Origin of the sequence: Priestia sp. HNGD-A6 (genome assembly GCF_045784335.1) — a bacterium.
GTDB lineage: Bacteria > Bacillota > Bacilli > Bacillales > Bacillaceae_H > Priestia > Priestia zanthoxyli.
Map to the genome: position 1 here is coordinate 3,135,001 of NZ_CP138621.1, position 15,903 is coordinate 3,150,903.

The following is a 15,903-nucleotide window of genomic DNA, read 5'->3' on the forward strand; positions in this document are numbered from 1 at the left end:
CGGCTCATCGCATCCTGGGGCTGTAGTCGGTCCCAAGGGTTGGGCTGTTCGCCCATTAAAGCGGTACGCGAGCTGGGTTCAGAACGTCGTGAGACAGTTCGGTCCCTATCCGTCGTGGGCGTAGGAAATTTGAGAGGAGCTGTCCTTAGTACGAGAGGACCGGGATGGACACACCGCTGGTGTACCAGTTGTCTTGCCAAAGGCATCGCTGGGTAGCTATGTGTGGACGGGATAAGTGCTGAAAGCATCTAAGCATGAAGCCCCCCTCAAGATGAGATTTCCCATAGCGCAAGCTAGTAAGATCCCTGAAAGATGATCAGGTTGATAGGTCAGAGGTGGAAGCGTGGCGACATGTGTAGCTGACTGATACTAATCGATCGAGGACTTAACCAAACTTTAAAAGTGTAAGCTTTACTCAGCAAACTGTTATCTAGTTTTGAAAGAATAAATCTTTCGAAAAAAAGTATTGCTTTCTTTATATAATAGTGTATAATATAATATGTCTGGTGGCGATAGCGAAGAGGTCACACCCGTTCCCATACCGAACACGGAAGTTAAGCTCTTTAGCGCCAATGGTAGTTGGGACTTTGTCCCTGTGAGAGTAGGACGTTGCCAGGCTTTTATATCGGAGGATTAGCTCAGCTGGGAGAGCACCTGCCTTACAAGCAGGGGGTCGGCGGTTCGATCCCGTCATCCTCCACCATCGACTATTTAAGTCAGAGATTGCACGCCGGTGTAGCTCAATTGGTAGAGCAACTGACTTGTAATCAGTAGGTTGGGGGTTCAAGTCCTCTTGCCGGCACCATTTTTTTCGAGCCATTAGCTCAGTTGGTAGAGCATCTGACTTTTAATCAGAGGGTCGAAGGTTCGAGTCCTTCATGGCTCACCATTTAATATTCACACGCGGGTGTGGCGGAATTGGCAGACGCGCTAGACTTAGGATCTAGTGTCTTACGACGTGGGGGTTCAAGTCCCTTCACCCGCATCTTTACTTAATTTCATATATGCGCGGAAGTAGTTCAGTGGTAGAACACCACCTTGCCAAGGTGGGGGTCGCGAGTTCGAACCTCGTCTTCCGCTCCACGTATATAAGTCCTGCCGGGGTGGTGGAATTGGCAGACACACAGGACTTAAAATCCTGCGGTAGGTGACTACCGTGCCGGTTCAAGTCCGGCCCTCGGCACCATTTTAATAAGCGCCCGTAGCTCAATTGGATAGAGCGTTTGACTACGGATCAAAAGGTTAGGGGTTCGACTCCTCTCGGGCGCGCCATAAACGGGAAGTAGCTCAGCTTGGTAGAGCACTTGGTTTGGGACCAAGGGGTCGCAGGTTCGAATCCTGTCTTCCCGACCATTTATGGGGCCTTAGCTCAGCTGGGAGAGCGCCTGCCTTGCACGCAGGAGGTCAGCGGTTCGATCCCGCTAGGCTCCACCAATGAAATTAAATAATTGTAACGAATAATATGGCGGTGTAGCTCAGCTGGCTAGAGCGTACGGTTCATACCCGTGAGGTCGTGGGTTCGACTCCCTCCGCCGCTACCATATAAGTTACATTTGTTATAAATATACGGAGGAATACCCAAGTCCGGCTGAAGGGATCGGTCTTGAAAACCGACAGGGGTGTTAAAGCCCGCGGGGGTTCGAATCCCTCTTCCTCCGCCATTTATTTATATCATATTCATATCATCGCGGGGTGGAGCAGTTCGGTAGCTCGTCGGGCTCATAACCCGAAGGTCGCAGGTTCAAATCCTGTCCCCGCAACCAAAGTGGTCCCGTGGTGTAGCGGTTAACATGCCTGCCTGTCACGCAGGAGATCGCGGGTTCGATTCCCGTCGGGACCGCCATTTTGTTTGGCTCGGTAGCTCAGTTGGTAGAGCAAAGGACTGAAAATCCTTGTGTCGGCGGTTCGATTCCGTCCCGAGCCACCATTTTAAGACGGCGATTGTGGCGAAGTGGTTAACGCACCGGATTGTGGTTCCGGCATTCGTGGGTTCGATTCCCATCAGTCGCCCCATCTTAAGTAACGCGGGTGTAGTTTAGTGGTAAAACCTCAGCCTTCCAAGCTGATGTCGTGAGTTCGATTCTCATCACCCGCTCCAAATAATGGGCCTATAGCTCAGCTGGTTAGAGCGCACGCCTGATAAGCGTGAGGTCGGTGGTTCGAGTCCACTTAGGCCCACCATATTCCACAGTAGCTCAGTGGTAGAGCTATCGGCTGTTAACCGATCGGTCGTAGGTTCGAGTCCTACCTGTGGAGCCATACGGAGAAGTACTCAAGTGGCTGAAGAGGCGCCCCTGCTAAGGGTGTAGGTCGTGTAAGCGGCGCGAGGGTTCAAATCCCTCCTTCTCCGCCAGTCGTTTTAAATTTAAATATGGCCCGTTGGTCAAGCGGTTAAGACACCGCCCTTTCACGGCGGTAACACGGGTTCGAATCCCGTACGGGTCATCTTAAAAAGGTTTGCATATATGCAAACCTTTTTTTATTTGCGCTTTTTTAAAGATTAAGTAAACAGGAATAATAGTTAGGAATAATTACCATGAATTTTCAGAATAAAAAGTAAGTTTTAAGCAGGATTTTCCCTATATCATATGGAATTATTCATAAAGTAATAAAGTATGAAGAGTATGGAATAAAGAGTAATTTTAAAGAACATTTATTCTATTATATTTGTAGAAAAGGTTTATGTTTTTACTATAAAAGGGAATGAGTGGTAAGAAGCGTATATTATGTGCGTATATTATGTTTGAAGTTAAAGGGGTGGCAAAAGTGAATCTAGCGGTTCAGCCTACTGAATTTGATGTTCATTTGTATCACGAAGGAAACTTATTTCGCAGTTACTCTATTTTCGGTGCGCATCAGGTAACGGTAGAAGGAATTGAAGGCGTACGATTTTGCGTGTGGGCACCTCATGCAAAGGGTGTAAGCGTTGTAGGTGATTTTAATAAATGGAACGGTTTTCAACATTCAATGGTTAAAGTTAATGAAGAAGGTATTTGGATGACATTTATCCCTGAATTAGAACAAGGGACTATTTATAAATATGAAATCATCACACAAAGCAATCAAAAAAAATTAAAAGCAGATCCATACGCTTTCTTCAGTGAAGTGCGTCCAAACACTGCGTCTATTGTTTACTCATTGGATGGGTACAAATGGAACGACCAATATTGGCGTAGAAAGAAAAAACAGCAAAATATATATGAAAGACCACTGTGTATTTACGAGCTGCATGCAGGGTCTTGGAGGACTCATGAAGATGGCAGCCTTTATACATACAGTGAATTAGCACAGGAGCTTATTCCTTATATTGCTGAACAAGGTTTTACACATATTGAGTTATTACCAGTCATTGAGCATCCGCTCGACCGATCCTGGGGATATCAAGGAACTGGATACTATTCTGCTACCAGTCGATACGGTACACCTAAAGAGTTGATGAACTTTATAGATGAGTGTCATCAAAATAATATAGGCGTTCTTTTAGACTGGGTACCCGGGCATTTTTGTAAGGATGAACATGGTCTGTATATGTTCGATGGAGAACCTACTTATGAATACAAAAAAGAACCCGACCGTGAAAACTATGTTTGGGGAACAGCTAATTTCGATTTAGGCAAGCCTGAAGTACAAAGTTTTCTCATTTCGAACGCTTTGTTTTGGTTGGAGTACTTCCACATAGATGGATTTCGAGTAGATGCTGTAGCTAATATGCTTTATTGGCAAAATTCTTCTGGAAAAGCAGTAAATGATGGAGCTGTCAGCTTCTTAAAAAAATTGAATGAAGCTGTTTTTAAATCTGATGAAACGATATTAATGATGGCAGAAGATTCAACGGATTGGCCCCTTGTTACAGCACCTACGTATGAGGGAGGTTTAGGCTTTAATTATAAGTGGAACATGGGATGGATGAATGACGTTTTAACGTACATGGAAGCTGGCGTGGAAAGACGTCCCTATCTTCACGATAAAATGACCTTTTCACTAATGTATGCGTTTAACGAAAACTTTATTTTGCCGCTTTCTCATGATGAAGTCGTACATGGGAAAAAATCATTGCTTAATAAGATGCCAGGTGATTACTGGCGCAAGTTTGCACAGCTTCGACTGCTATATGGATATTTCTTTGCACACCCTGGAAAAAAGCTTTTATTTATGGGCGGAGAGTTTGGCCAATTTGATGAGTGGAAAGATTTGGAAGAATTAGACTGGATGCTTTATGACTTTGACATGCATCGCAATCTTAACGGATATATGAAGGATCTCATCAAGATTTATAAAAGAAGCAAGCCTTTATATGAATTAGACCATAATCCAGATGGATTTGAATGGATTGATGTTAACAATCATCATCAACAAATTTTCTCCTTTATTCGCAAGTCGAAAGAAAATCAGGAGATTTTTATAGTTGTTAGCAATTTTTCTGAGTATCCATATCATTCTTACAAAGTTGGAGTTCCAGTTGAGACAGAGTACATTGAAGTTATTAACAGTGATGACGAAGTGTACGGCGGTTCAGGCATTGTAAATAAAAAGGCATTAAAATCAGTGGATGAATCGTTTCACGGTCAACCTTTTTGCATTGAAATGAATATTCCGCCGTTTGGCATTAGTATACTACGAGCAAAGAGAAAACGAGGGGAGAGAAAACAACATGTTAAAAAAGAAATGCGTAGCGATGTTATTGGCAGGAGGAAAAGGTAGTCGGCTAAGTTCACTTACAAAAAATCTAGCAAAGCCAGCTGTACCATTTGGTGGTAAGTATCGAATTATTGATTTTGCTTTAAGTAATTGTACAAATTCAGGTATTGAAACAGTAGGTGTATTAACACAATATCAACCGCTAGTTCTCAATTCATACATTGGAATTGGAAGCGCTTGGGATTTGGACCGACGGAATGGTGGCGTCACAGTATTGCCTCCATACGCGGAGTCAGATGGAGTAAAGTGGTATAAAGGCACGGCTAGCGCTATTTATGAAAATTTAAACTATTTGACACAATATGATCCTGAGTACGTACTGATTCTATCAGGTGATCACATTTATAAAATGAACTATGAAAATATGCTTGATTATCATATAAACAAAGAAGCAGATGTAACGATTTCTGTTATTGAAGTACCTTGGGAAGAAGCGAGCCGTTTTGGTATTTTAAATACAAATAGTGACCTAGATGTAATGGAGTTCGATGAAAAGCCACAGCGTCCTAAAAATAATCTAGCTTCTATGGGGATTTATATTTTTAAATGGAGTATTTTAAAAGAATATTTAGAAATGGATGCACGCAATCCATACTCAAGCCATGATTTTGGTAAAGATGTTATTCCGCTTTTACTAGATGAAAAGAAAAAGCTAATTGCATATCCATTCCAAGGTTATTGGAAAGATGTAGGAACTGTAAAAAGCTTATGGGAAGCGAATATGGATTTGTTATGTGATAAAGACGAGCTTAATTTATTTGACTCTTCATGGAAAGTATACTCTGTTAACCCTAATCAGCCTCCTCAATATATTGCGCCAAACGCCTGCGTGGTGGAGTCATTAGTAAATGAAGGGTGCGTTGTCGAAGGAAACGTAGAGCAGTCCGTGTTATTTCCAGGTGTACAAATCGGTTCAGGTTCTGAAGTTAAGAAAACGGTTGTCATGCCTACTGCAAAGATAGGCTCTAACGTATATATTGAAAACGCAATTGTTCCATCGGACATTGAAGTTCCAGACGGTACTATCATTCGACCGACCAAAGGAAGCGAAGAAGTAATTCTTGTTACTCAAGAATTGATTGAATCAGTTGCTAAATGCATTTAACGAACAGAGAGGATGAACGACATTGAATAATCAAATGCTTGGTATTATTGATGCTTGTACAAACACAACAGCGCTGCAGCCTTTAACCTTTTATAGATCGATTGCTGCCATTCCTTTTGCAGGGCGCTATCGATTAATCGATTTTACGCTTTCTAATATGGTGAACTCTGGAATTTCGAGCGTTGCCATTTTTCCTCGTGATCGCTATCGCGCATTGATGGATCATATAGGTTCAGGAAAAGAATGGGATTTGGATCGGAAGCGAGATGGATTGTTTATCTTCCCTCCTATGACAAGTGATTTACACTTAGAGAGTCCATCACTATTCACGCAGTTCCGTTATCATATTGATTATTTCTTAAGAAGTAAGCAGGAATACGTATTAATTGCTAATAGTTATACGATATGTACAGTTGACTTTGAGCACGTGCTGCAGCGTCATATTGCTTCAAATGCAGATATTACTGAAATGAAGCAGGGTGATAAATCGCTTAATATGTATATTATTAATAAATCTATTCTAGTTAATATTTTGCAAAATGAATCGCATGATTTTTATACGATTAAAGAAATGGTTCGATATATGGCACAATCTCATCGTGTAGAAAAGTACGAGCACCATGGATATACGGCTGAGATTTCTAGCTTAGATGCCTACTATAAAACAAGTATGGAAATTTTATCTCCAGATGTTTGGAAGCAGTTATTTATCAACGAACGTCCTGTTTTCACTAAAGTAAAAGATGAACCGCCTACTCGTTACGCAAAAAAAGCGGTTGTGAAAAACTCAATGATCGCAAACGGGTGCGTGATTGAAGGACATGTGGAAAATAGTATTATCTTCCGAGGCGTTAAAATTGGAAAAGGTACGGTCGTTAAGAATAGCATTGTGATGCAAAAAGGCGTTATTTTAGAAAATAGTGTATTAGAAAATGTTGTTTTAGACAAAGATGTGAAAATAGGAAGTAATGAAACGTTGCTAGGTGAGTCAGGTCTACCTAGAGTCATTGCTAAAGGAACAACTCAAGGAGCGTTGATGAAGTCGTGAATGTATTATTTGCTGTATCAGAATGTGTACCTTTTATTAAAACAGGAGGATTAGCAGACGTAGCAGGTGCCCTGCCTAAAGAATTAAAAAAGTTAGGAACGAACGTATGTGTAGTCATGCCAAAGTACGGAACCATTCCTCAACATTATCAAGATGAAATGGTGCTTGAAAAAGTTATTCATGTGCAGGTTGGGTGGAGAAGACAGTACTGTGGGATTGAATCGTTAACGATGGATGGCGTTAAATATATTTTCATTGATAATGAATATTATTTTAAAAGAGATAGCTTATATGGGCACTACGATGACGCTGAACGATTTGCTTTCTTCAGCAGAGCTGTGCTTGAAGCTATCCCATTTTTAGAGAATGAGCCTGATATCATTCATTGTCACGACTGGCATACGGCTATGATTCCATTTTTACTTCGTGCTAATTATGATATGTATGATCATATCCAGACGGTCTTTACGATTCATAACTTGCAATTCCAAGGAATTTTCCCTAAAAGCAATTTATATGAGCTATTAAATTTAAATGATTATTATTTTACTACAAGCCAGCTCGAGTTTTATGGGAATATTAATTTTATGAAAGCGGCTCTTGTATCAGCTGATAAAATTACCACGGTAAGTCCTACATATCGAGATGAAATTCAAATGCCCTATTACGGAGAAAGTTTAGATGGATTATTGCGTCAGCGAAATCAAGATTTAATTGGGATTGTAAATGGAATCGATGAAGAAGCTTATAGCCCAGACGCAGATCAGCTTATATCTTATCCTTATTCTGTAGAAGAGATTGAAGGAAAATATAAAAATAAAAAAGAGCTCCAGCGCTATCTTGAATTAGAGGAAAATAAGGATGTTCCAATTATTTCGATGGTTACAAGGTTAACCCAGCAGAAGGGATTGGATTTAGTCAAGCACGTTTTCCATGAGACGGTTAACTTAGGAGCCCAAATTGTTATTTTAGGAACTGGCGAACACGAGTTTGAGCAGTTTTTCCGTGAGATGGAAGATACGTACCCGCAACAAGTAAAAGCCATTATTGGTTTTAATGAGGAACTTGCTCATAAAGTTTATGCCGGTACGGATTTATTTTTAATGCCTTCCCGTTTTGAGCCTTGCGGACTCGGACAATTAATAGCCTTAAAGTATGGAACCATTCCAGTCGTGCGTGAAACGGGCGGCCTGAATGACACGGTCAAAGCTTATAATGAATATAGCGGAGAGGGAAATGGCTTCTCTTTTAAGAATTATAATGCTCATGACATGCTTCATACGTTAGAAAGAGCTGTTTCATTTTATCACCAGAAAGATGTATGGAAAAAATTAATGATGGATGCTATGAGTCAGGATTATAGCTGGGGGCAATCGGCATTTAAATATAATCAATTGTATTCAAATTTGACATCTACTCCATCGTGAAAGGGTGAGCAGATTGTTCTCTGATAAAAAAAGCTTTCAAGAGGCTTTTTTAAAAAAGCTGGAAATGACATATGGAAAGAGCTTTAAAGAATCTACTGTTCAAGATCACTATCATACATTAGGAAATATGGTGCGAGAGTATATTAGCAGCGATTGGATTTCAACCAATGAAATTCATAGGTCTTCACATACAAAGCAAGTGTATTATCTTTCTATCGAATTTTTATTAGGCAGACTGTTGGGTCAAAATCTGTTGAACTTAGGAATTCGGGAAGTTGTAAAAGAAGGATTAAGTGATCTGAATATTTCACTTGAAAATATTGAGGAAATCGAAGTAGACGCAGGATTAGGAAACGGGGGATTAGGCAGGCTTGCTGCTTGTTTTTTAGATTCTCTTGCTTCACTTAATCTTCCTGGTCACGGTTATGGGATTCGCTATAAACACGGTTTGTTTGATCAAAAGATTGTAAACGGCTTTCAAATTGAGCTCCCAGAACAATGGTTAAGGCATGGGAATTCATGGGAAGTACGCAAATTAGATCAAGCAATCGAAGTGAACTTTTGGGGCGAAGTTGAAATGGTACAGGAAGACGGAACATTCTCTTTTCGTCATGTAAAAGGAGAACCCGTCTCTGCTGTTCCTTATGACATCCCGGTTATCGGGTATAAAACAGATACAGTGAATACACTTCGCCTTTGGAATGCGGAGCCTTCATCATTTCCAGTACATAAAGATGTGATGGAGTATAAGCGTCAAACAGAGGCTGTATCAGAATTTTTATATCCGGATGATACACATGAAGATGGTAAAATATTAAGGTTGAAACAGCAATATTTTCTTGTGTCAGCTAGCTTACAAAGTATTATCAGAGCACATCGAAATACCTATCAAACACTTACAAACTTTCACGAAAAAGTAGCCATTCATATTAACGATACGCATCCTGTACTTGCGATTCCTGAGCTAATGAGAATTTTACTGGATGAAGAAAAAATGGAATGGGAAGATGCATGGCATATTACGTCCAATACCATTTCATACACAAACCATACGACTCTTTCTGAAGCCCTTGAGAAATGGCCGATTGATTTATTTCAACCCTTGCTTCCACGAGTGTATATGATTATTGAAGAAATTAATGAGCGCTTTTGTAAAGAATTATGGGAAGCATATCCAGGAGACTGGCAGCGGATTGAAAATATGGCTATTGTAGCGCACGGGCTAGTAAAGATGGCTCATTTAGCAATTGTGGGAAGTTATAAAGTAAACGGCGTGGCAAAGATTCATACTGATATTTTAAAAGAACGAGAAATGAAAGATTTTTATCAGTTTTATCCTGCTAAATTTAACAATAAAACGAATGGAATTACCCACCGGCGCTGGTTGTTAAAAGCTAACCCGCAGCTTTCCTCTCTTATTACCGAGGTGATAGGAGATAAATGGATTAAACAGCCGCATTCTCTTATAAAGCTCCAAGAGTATGTGGAAGATCCAAGCTTTTTACAAGGACTAAAAACAGTAAAACAACAGCGTAAAAAGCTGCTTGCCGATATTATTCAAGAGCAAACGGGAATTAAAATAGATTCACATTCTATTTTTGATGTACAGGTTAAAAGGCTTCATGCTTATAAAAGACAGCTTTTAAATGTACTGCACATTATGTATTTGTACAATCGATTAAAAGAAGACCCTAATTTTCAAATCGTGCCTCGTACATTTATTTTTGGTGCGAAAGCTTCTCCCGGCTATTATTATGCAAAAAAAGTCATCAAGCTAATTAATTCTGTAGCTGATGTTGTCAATCATGATCCACAAACATCACCGTTTTTAAAAGTCGTTTTTTTAGAAAACTATCGAGTGTCACTTGCTGAGTATATCTTTCCTGCAGCGGATGTCAGCGAACAGATTTCAACCGCCAGCAAAGAAGCTTCGGGAACGGGAAATATGAAATTCATGATGAACGGAGCGTTAACTCTTGGTACGATGGACGGAGCGAACGTCGAAATTAGCGAGGCAGTAGGAAAAGATAATGTCTTTATTTTTGGGTTAAAAGCCGAAGAAGTATTGAGCTATCAGCAAAATGGAGGATACCGTGCCTATGATTATTACCATCATGATAAGCGGATTCGACAAGTGCTCGAGCAGCTCACAAACGGCTTCTTACCTGACACATATGACTTATTCGAGCCTATATATGATTCATTATTAATGCAAAATGATGAATACTACGTACTCCGTGACTTTGACTCATACGTTACGGCACAGCAAAAAGTAAACGAAGCTTATGGAAATGAAAATAAATGGCTTCAAATGAGTGCGACGAACATTGCACATTCCGGCTTTTTTTCTAGTGACCGAACGATTGAGGAATATGCATCTGATATTTGGGAAATTCATTCCACTAAAAATTTATTAAATCAATAAATAAAAAAGGTGTAGTCAACGACTACACCTTTTTTATTTTATCTGTTGTCACCGTTTAAGAAATCACCTAAAGAACCAAGGATACTGCCTTCACCTTTACCTCCCGTTGGTGAAACTGCACTTGATAAAACGCGATCGGCTAGTCGGCTAAAAGGAAGAGATTGAATCCAAACTGTTCCCGGTCCTGACAGAGTAGCAAAAAACATGCCTTCTCCTCCAAACAGAGCTGTTTTAATTTTCCCTACATATTCGATGTTGTAATTTACATCACGGGTCATGGCCACTAAACAGCCAGTATCTACACGAAGGCGTTCACCCGGCTGCAGCTGTCTCTTATGAATGGTGCCGCCTGCATGCAAAAATGCTAGGCCATTGCCTTCTAATTTTTGCATAATAAAACCTTCACCGCCAAAGAAGCCAGTTCCTAGTTTTTTTTGAAAGTCAATACCAACGGATACGCCTTTGGCAGCGCATAAAAAGGAGCTTTTTTGACAAATAATTTTATGATCGAGCTGCTCTAAATCGACAGGAATAATCTTACCTGGAAAAGGTGAAGCGAAAGATACTTTTCGCTTGTGATATCCGTTATTTGTATATACCGTCATAAATAAACTTTCACCAGTTAATACGCGTTTCCCAGCACCTTTTAGTTTATTAAAAAGTCCGCTGCTGTTGGAGGAAGAACCGTCACCAAAAATGGTTTCCATCTCAATATCATCTTCCATCATCATCATTCCTCCAGCTTCTGCTATCACACTTTCTGAAGGATCTAATTCAATTTCAACAAACTGCATGTCATCTCCATACAATTTATAATCAATTTCATGTGCATTCATTATGTTCACCTCATTATTAATTCTAATCTCCTATTCATTCGATGTCATCTCCCATAGCTCCTACTAAAAATAGAAAAAAGAGTAGTATGAAGAACTACTCCTTTTCAGTGTATGGATCTTTCTCATAGGCCGGTAAATCTCCAAATATGGTCATCGTACCTTCTTCATCCAGTGCATTTTCATATCGCTCATGCTCTTTTGAAGGATAAATAGGAAGAGGCTGTCCATATAAATCGGTAGCGGCAAAGTTTTCATAATCTTCAACGTACCCAATAGCTTCATCCGCCTCAATATAGGTTTCACTATAGTTAGACGTATCTTCTATAAAATCAGAAGGAGATTCAGACGTCCCGTAACGCGCAACGTCTTGCCAAGAATCTTCTGCGTCGTATCCTGTCGTCTCGGTATCGTCATAGTCGTATTGACCAAATGGGTGATGGAGAACATTTTCTTCTACAGGTCTGTGCTTTGGAATATCCTGTGATGGGCTATGTTCTCTACAGTATAAAGTAGTTGGTACAGCCTGAAGTCTTTCAAATGAGATATCTGCTCCACATACTTTGCATGTTCCATACGTGCTGTGAGCGATTGCCTGCAGTGCTTCTTCTATTTCATGTAGCTCTTGTTTTGCATGTTCATTTAGTGCAAGGTCTTTTTCACGCTCGTATGTTTCTGTGGCTGTGTCACCAGGGTGGTTATCGTAGCTTGAAAGTTCTCCTACAGCATCGTGAGCGTCGCTTCGAGTTAGACCAAAATGATCATTTTGATCAAAGTGCGATTGAATATCAGCCTGCTGCTGCTGTAAATTTTGTTTTAACTGACTGATTTCTTGTTTTGAAAGTGTCATGAAGCTCCCCCTTAAAAATTTAGTGTGCTTTTGTAGTATGTGTTAAAAATTCAAAAAAACACGATTCATATTAGGAGGATTTGGGGTATTCATGAAGCTAAGAGAGAAATGGAGTGGAAAATTAAAGAAAGGTAAAGGTTATAGAAAAGGGTATGATAAAAATAACGTTCTTGAGGGCTAAAGAGTACTAAATAGATCATAAAGATTTTTTTATTGGTTTACTGAAAAGGCGTAATTTAGACAAGCGAAATTAATTTTTGCTCATGAATCGCGATGCTAGATTTTTTTGAACTGAAAGTTTATAATAAGTTAGTTACAGACTTAAGAAAAAAAGATGAACGGGGGGACGTAGTGTGATTGCAACGACCGAACAGTTAGTACAAGAATACATTAAAGATGCGATTGAGTGTGCAAAAAATGAAAATCAGCCAAAATTGGTCAGTTTAGTGAAAAAAGTAAGACCTATTGACCCCCTTATTTTTTATGCGAACGGACATGACCAGTTTTATAAAGAACGCTTTTTTTGGAAAGATCCCAACAGTTATTATACATTTGTTGGATTAGGATATGCGCATACTATTTGCACCAATGCGGCAAAAGAACGTTATTTCCACATTGAAAATGAATGGAAGCGCTTTATAAAAGAAGACTTTTATAAAAATAACCAAATTTTCCCTGACGGGACAGGTCCTCTTTTATTTGGAGGATTTTCATTTGACCCAAATCAGTATCGAGAAAACTATTGGAGTGATTTCCCGAGTTCAAAATTTATGATTCCAACTGTGTTATATACCCAGGTAAATAAAGAAGGATATCTTACCGTTAATATGATGGTTAAAGGACAAGATTCTGTAAAAGAGCACATCAATTATTTCGAAGAGGTCCAAAAACTTGTTCTTTGTGAAGAGTACGACGGGGAATCTCATATTTCACCTTTGCTGTTGGAAAAAGAAGAAATTGGGGTAGAGAAATTTAAAGGAAATATTGAAAGAGCTACTACTTTAATTAAGCAACAGGTTATAGAGAAAGTGGTTCTTGCTCGCCAATTAAAAGTAAAATTTAATGAAGATATTTCTACTGAATACGTGCTTCAGCGTCTGTTAAAGGAACAGCCAACTAGCTACACATATATTTTAGAGGGAGAGCATCAGCATTTTATCGGCGCTTCCCCAGAAAGACTAGTACAAAAACAAGGAGATTACGTGTTTTCCACTTGTTTAGCGGGTTCGATTCCAAGAGGAAAGACAAGGCAGGAAGATCACGAACTAGGTGAGGAATTGCTTCAGGATCCTAAGAACTTAATTGAGCACGATGTTGTTGTTCATATGATTAAAGAAGCGATGAATTCTTATTGTTATGAAGTAGAAATTCCAAGTAAGCCAAGTTTATATAAAACAAAGCATATTCAACATTTGTATACACCTGTGAAAGGGCGTATAAAGGAAGATGTGACGCTATTTTCATTTATTCAAAAGCTCCATCCAACACCAGCGTTAGGAGGATATCCTCAACAGGAGGCCTTGCCTATTATTCGAAAGCTAGAATCCTTTGACCGAGGGTGGTACGCAGCTCCTTTAGGATGGATGGATATCAATGGAAACGGTGAATTTATAGTAGGAATCCGCTCGGCTGTTATTCAGCAAAAAGAAGCTGTTTTATTTGCGGGCTGTGGAATTGTAGCAGATTCTACGCCTGAAAGTGAATATGAAGAAACAAAAATTAAATTCAACCCGATGCTTTCAGCTTTAGGAGGGATTATGCGTGGAACACATTAAATCATTAACAACGTATATTGCGTCATTCGTGGATGAATTAGTAGAAGCAAATGTTGAAGAAGTAGTGGTCAGTCCAGGGTCACGTTCAACGCCTATTGCGATGCTTATGGCTGAGCACCCTGATATTCATGTGCACTTAAACATTGATGAACGTTCTGCCGGTTTTTTTGCTCTAGGAATAGCAAAAGCAAAGAAAAAACCAGTGGCGCTTGTATGTACATCTGGAACAGCTGCAGCGAATTATTATCCTGCAGTAATTGAAGCTCACTACTCACGCATTCCTTTAGTCGTTATCACAGCGGATCGGCCGCACGAGTTAAGGGATATAGGTGCCCCGCAGGCAATTAATCAGAATCATCTTTTCGGTCAGTATGCGAAGTGGTTTGTAGATACAGCTTTACCAGAAGAAAGTGCAGATATGAATCGTTATATTCGAACAGTAGCTTCAAGGGCTGTTCATACAGCTCAAGCTATACCGAGCGGTCCTGTACACATTAACGTACCTTTACGTGAACCGATTGTACCAGATTTGTCTATTGAAGATTTATGGAGTCAGGGGAAACGCGGTAAATCATATGTGGCTGCTATTCATGGAGAAGCATCTCTATCTGAAAAAGGATTCGAAGAAATTGCGAAGCGCCTAGAGGGAACAACAAAAGGACTTATTATATGCGGAGATCAAATGTCTTTAAAAGCAGTAGACAGCGTATGCCGTTTAGCTGACGCTTTAAGCTTTCCGGTGCTCGCAGATCCGTTATCACAATTAAGAAGCGGCAAGCATTCAAAAGAAAATGTAATAGAGACATATGATACATTTTTAAAAAGTGATAAGGTTGATGAGCGTTTTTACCCCGAAGTTGTCATTCGTTTTGGCGCGATGCCGGTATCGAAACCGCTATTGCAATTTTTAAAAGCACACGAGCCGAAAGAAATGTTTGTAGTTGACCAAGGTAAAGGCTGGAGAGATCCTACTTTGCGTTCAACAGTGATGATTGAAGCCAATGAAACATTATTTTGTGAAGAACTGATCAAGCGCCTTTCAGCGAATCAAGAGGAGTCTACTTCATGGCTGAGTCTATGGAAAAAGATTAATGCTCAAACTGCACAGGCTCTCAAAACATTAACTTCTGGCCAGGAATGGTTCGAAGGACAAGTAGTTCAAGAAATTGTGGATGTAGTACCTGAAGGCACGGCTTTGTTTGTTGGAAATTCAATGCCTGTTCGAGATATTGATTCTTTCTTCTTAAATACGGAGAAAGATATTCCACTTTTTGTAAACCGAGGAGCAAATGGAATTGATGGTGTGGTTTCGTCTGCTCTAGGCGTAAGCACGGCTTACGATCACACCGTTTTATTTATTGGTGACCTATCTTTTTATCACGATTTAAATGGTCTGCTGGCAGCTAAGATGCATAATTTAAATTTAACCGTTGTGCTAGTTAACAATGACGGCGGAGGAATTTTTTCATTTTTACCGCAGTCAAAACAAGAAAAGCACTTTGAATTTTTATTCGGTACGCCAACTGGATTGAATTTTGAGCATGCCACTCGTCTGTATGATGGCACATTTTCTTCAGCAAGCAGCTGGGAAGAATTTCGACATGCAATGAACCATGCTTTCACAAAAGGCGGGTTACATGTTGTAGAGATTCGCACAACTCGTACAGAAAATGTAGAGACTCATCGCAGTTTGTGGAAACTTGTTTCCGAGGAAATAAATTTGTCAAACGGTGAGGAATAAG

Annotated in this window: 9 protein-coding genes, 20 tRNA genes and 2 rRNA genes (1 of these 31 only partly in view); 29 read left to right on the top strand and 2 right to left on the bottom strand. The window is 39.9% G+C overall.

From position 1 onward, the window contains the following. The 27 genes from SCI76_RS15930 to SCI76_RS16060 all read left to right on the top strand — a co-directional run. Positions 1–393, top strand: a 23S ribosomal RNA gene (locus SCI76_RS15930) (it extends 2,543 nt beyond the left edge of the window). Between the two features lie 109 nt (positions 394–502). Beyond that, positions 503–618: ribosomal RNA gene (gene rrf / locus SCI76_RS15935) — 5S ribosomal RNA — on the top strand. Positions 619–627: 9 nt separating this feature from the next. Further along, positions 628–703 (top strand) — tRNA-Val (locus SCI76_RS15940). 26 nt (positions 704–729) lie between these two features. After that, a tRNA-Thr gene (locus SCI76_RS15945) sits at positions 730–805 on the top strand. 8 nt (positions 806–813) lie between these two features. Beyond that, positions 814–889, top strand: a tRNA-Lys gene (locus tag SCI76_RS15950). A gap of 14 nt (positions 890–903) precedes the next feature. Next, positions 904–985 (top strand) — tRNA-Leu (locus SCI76_RS15955). Between the two features lie 23 nt (positions 986–1,008). Continuing rightward, positions 1,009–1,083 (top strand) — tRNA-Gly (locus SCI76_RS15960). A 14-nt stretch (positions 1,084–1,097) separates the two neighbouring features. Further along, a tRNA-Leu gene (locus SCI76_RS15965) sits at positions 1,098–1,186 on the top strand. Between the two features lie 9 nt (positions 1,187–1,195). Further along, positions 1,196–1,272 (top strand) — tRNA-Arg (locus SCI76_RS15970). Between the two features lie 4 nt (positions 1,273–1,276). Next, positions 1,277–1,353 (top strand) — tRNA-Pro (locus tag SCI76_RS15975). Between the two features lie 5 nt (positions 1,354–1,358). Further along, a tRNA-Ala gene (locus SCI76_RS15980) sits at positions 1,359–1,434 on the top strand. A 30-nt stretch (positions 1,435–1,464) separates the two neighbouring features. Then, positions 1,465–1,541, top strand: a tRNA-Met gene (locus SCI76_RS15985). A 27-nt stretch (positions 1,542–1,568) separates the two neighbouring features. Continuing rightward, positions 1,569–1,661 (top strand) — tRNA-Ser (locus tag SCI76_RS15990). Between the two features lie 25 nt (positions 1,662–1,686). After that, positions 1,687–1,763 (top strand) — tRNA-Met (locus SCI76_RS15995). Between the two features lie 4 nt (positions 1,764–1,767). Beyond that, positions 1,768–1,843, top strand: a tRNA-Asp gene (locus tag SCI76_RS16000). 8 nt (positions 1,844–1,851) lie between these two features. Further along, positions 1,852–1,927 (top strand) — tRNA-Phe (locus tag SCI76_RS16005). A gap of 10 nt (positions 1,928–1,937) precedes the next feature. Beyond that, positions 1,938–2,013, top strand: a tRNA-His gene (locus tag SCI76_RS16010). Between the two features lie 11 nt (positions 2,014–2,024). Beyond that, a tRNA-Gly gene (locus SCI76_RS16015) sits at positions 2,025–2,098 on the top strand. Positions 2,099–2,104: 6 nt separating this feature from the next. After that, positions 2,105–2,181, top strand: a tRNA-Ile gene (locus tag SCI76_RS16020). A gap of 3 nt (positions 2,182–2,184) precedes the next feature. Next, positions 2,185–2,259, top strand: a tRNA-Asn gene (locus SCI76_RS16025). Between the two features lie 3 nt (positions 2,260–2,262). Further along, positions 2,263–2,353: transfer RNA gene (locus SCI76_RS16030), tRNA-Ser, on the top strand. A gap of 20 nt (positions 2,354–2,373) precedes the next feature. Continuing rightward, positions 2,374–2,445, top strand: a tRNA-Glu gene (locus SCI76_RS16035). 294 nt (positions 2,446–2,739) lie between these two features. Continuing rightward, positions 2,740–4,701 (top strand): 1,4-alpha-glucan branching protein GlgB, encoded by a 1,962-nt coding sequence (gene glgB / locus SCI76_RS16040; RefSeq protein WP_063248613.1) that lies wholly within the window; start codon positions 2,740–2,742, stop codon positions 4,699–4,701. Beyond that, positions 4,652–5,803 (top strand): glucose-1-phosphate adenylyltransferase, encoded by a 1,152-nt coding sequence (locus tag SCI76_RS16045; protein WP_016765788.1) that lies wholly within the window; start codon positions 4,652–4,654, stop codon positions 5,801–5,803. The genes glgB and SCI76_RS16045 overlap by 50 nt, the downstream gene beginning before the upstream one ends. 22 nt (positions 5,804–5,825) lie before the next feature. After that, on the top strand, positions 5,826–6,851 hold the full coding sequence (locus tag SCI76_RS16050; RefSeq protein ID WP_025750736.1) for a glucose-1-phosphate adenylyltransferase family protein: 1,026 nt from the start codon (positions 5,826–5,828) through the stop codon (positions 6,849–6,851). Then, positions 6,848–8,278: a glycogen synthase GlgA gene (gene glgA / locus SCI76_RS16055; protein WP_033579578.1), complete on the top strand. Its 1,431-nt coding sequence runs from the start codon at positions 6,848–6,850 to the stop codon at positions 8,276–8,278. Before SCI76_RS16050 ends, glgA begins: the two co-directional genes overlap by 4 nt. 13 nt (positions 8,279–8,291) lie before the next feature. Continuing rightward, on the top strand, positions 8,292–10,703 hold the full coding sequence (locus SCI76_RS16060; protein ID WP_048019665.1) for a glycogen/starch/alpha-glucan phosphorylase: 2,412 nt from the start codon (positions 8,292–8,294) through the stop codon (positions 10,701–10,703). Between the two features lie 38 nt (positions 10,704–10,741). Here the strand turns inward: SCI76_RS16060 and SCI76_RS16065 are convergent, their stop codons facing one another. Together SCI76_RS16065 and SCI76_RS16070 are read right to left on the bottom strand one after the other, a co-directional pair. Next, positions 10,742–11,539, bottom strand: coding sequence for a TIGR00266 family protein (locus SCI76_RS16065; protein ID WP_013059569.1), 798 nt, complete (start codon positions 11,537–11,539; stop codon positions 10,742–10,744). A gap of 94 nt (positions 11,540–11,633) precedes the next feature. After that, a complete protein-coding gene (locus tag SCI76_RS16070; RefSeq protein ID WP_013059568.1) occupies positions 11,634–12,386 on the bottom strand; it encodes a TraR/DksA C4-type zinc finger protein in 753 nt (250 codons plus the stop codon). A 353-nt stretch (positions 12,387–12,739) separates the two neighbouring features. Between SCI76_RS16070 and SCI76_RS16075 the strand changes: the two genes are divergently transcribed. Continuing rightward, the gene (locus SCI76_RS16075; RefSeq protein ID WP_048019666.1) at positions 12,740–14,161 is read left to right on the top strand and encodes an isochorismate synthase MenF; all 1,422 of its coding nucleotides are present in this window, start codon (positions 12,740–12,742) and stop codon (positions 14,159–14,161) included. After that, complete coding sequence (menD, locus tag SCI76_RS16080) at positions 14,148–15,902, top strand: 2-succinyl-5-enolpyruvyl-6-hydroxy-3-cyclohexene-1-carboxylic-acid synthase (protein WP_033579580.1); 1,755 nt, start codon at positions 14,148–14,150, stop codon at positions 15,900–15,902. The genes SCI76_RS16075 and menD overlap by 14 nt, the downstream gene beginning before the upstream one ends. The last annotated feature ends 1 nt before the right edge of the window (position 15,903 follow it).

Coding starts and splice junctions, on each gene's coding strand:
- SCI76_RS16045 (WP_016765788.1), top strand. CDS start 4,652: ATGTTAAAAAAGAAATGCGTAGCGATGTTATTGGCAGGAGGAAAAGGT.
- SCI76_RS16065 (WP_013059569.1), bottom strand. CDS start 11,539: ATGAATGCACATGAAATTGATTATAAATTGTATGGAGATGACATGCAG.
- glgB (WP_063248613.1), top strand. CDS start 2,740: ATGTTTGAAGTTAAAGGGGTGGCAAAAGTGAATCTAGCGGTTCAGCCT.
- SCI76_RS16070 (WP_013059568.1), bottom strand. CDS start 12,386: ATGACACTTTCAAAACAAGAAATCAGTCAGTTAAAACAAAATTTACAG.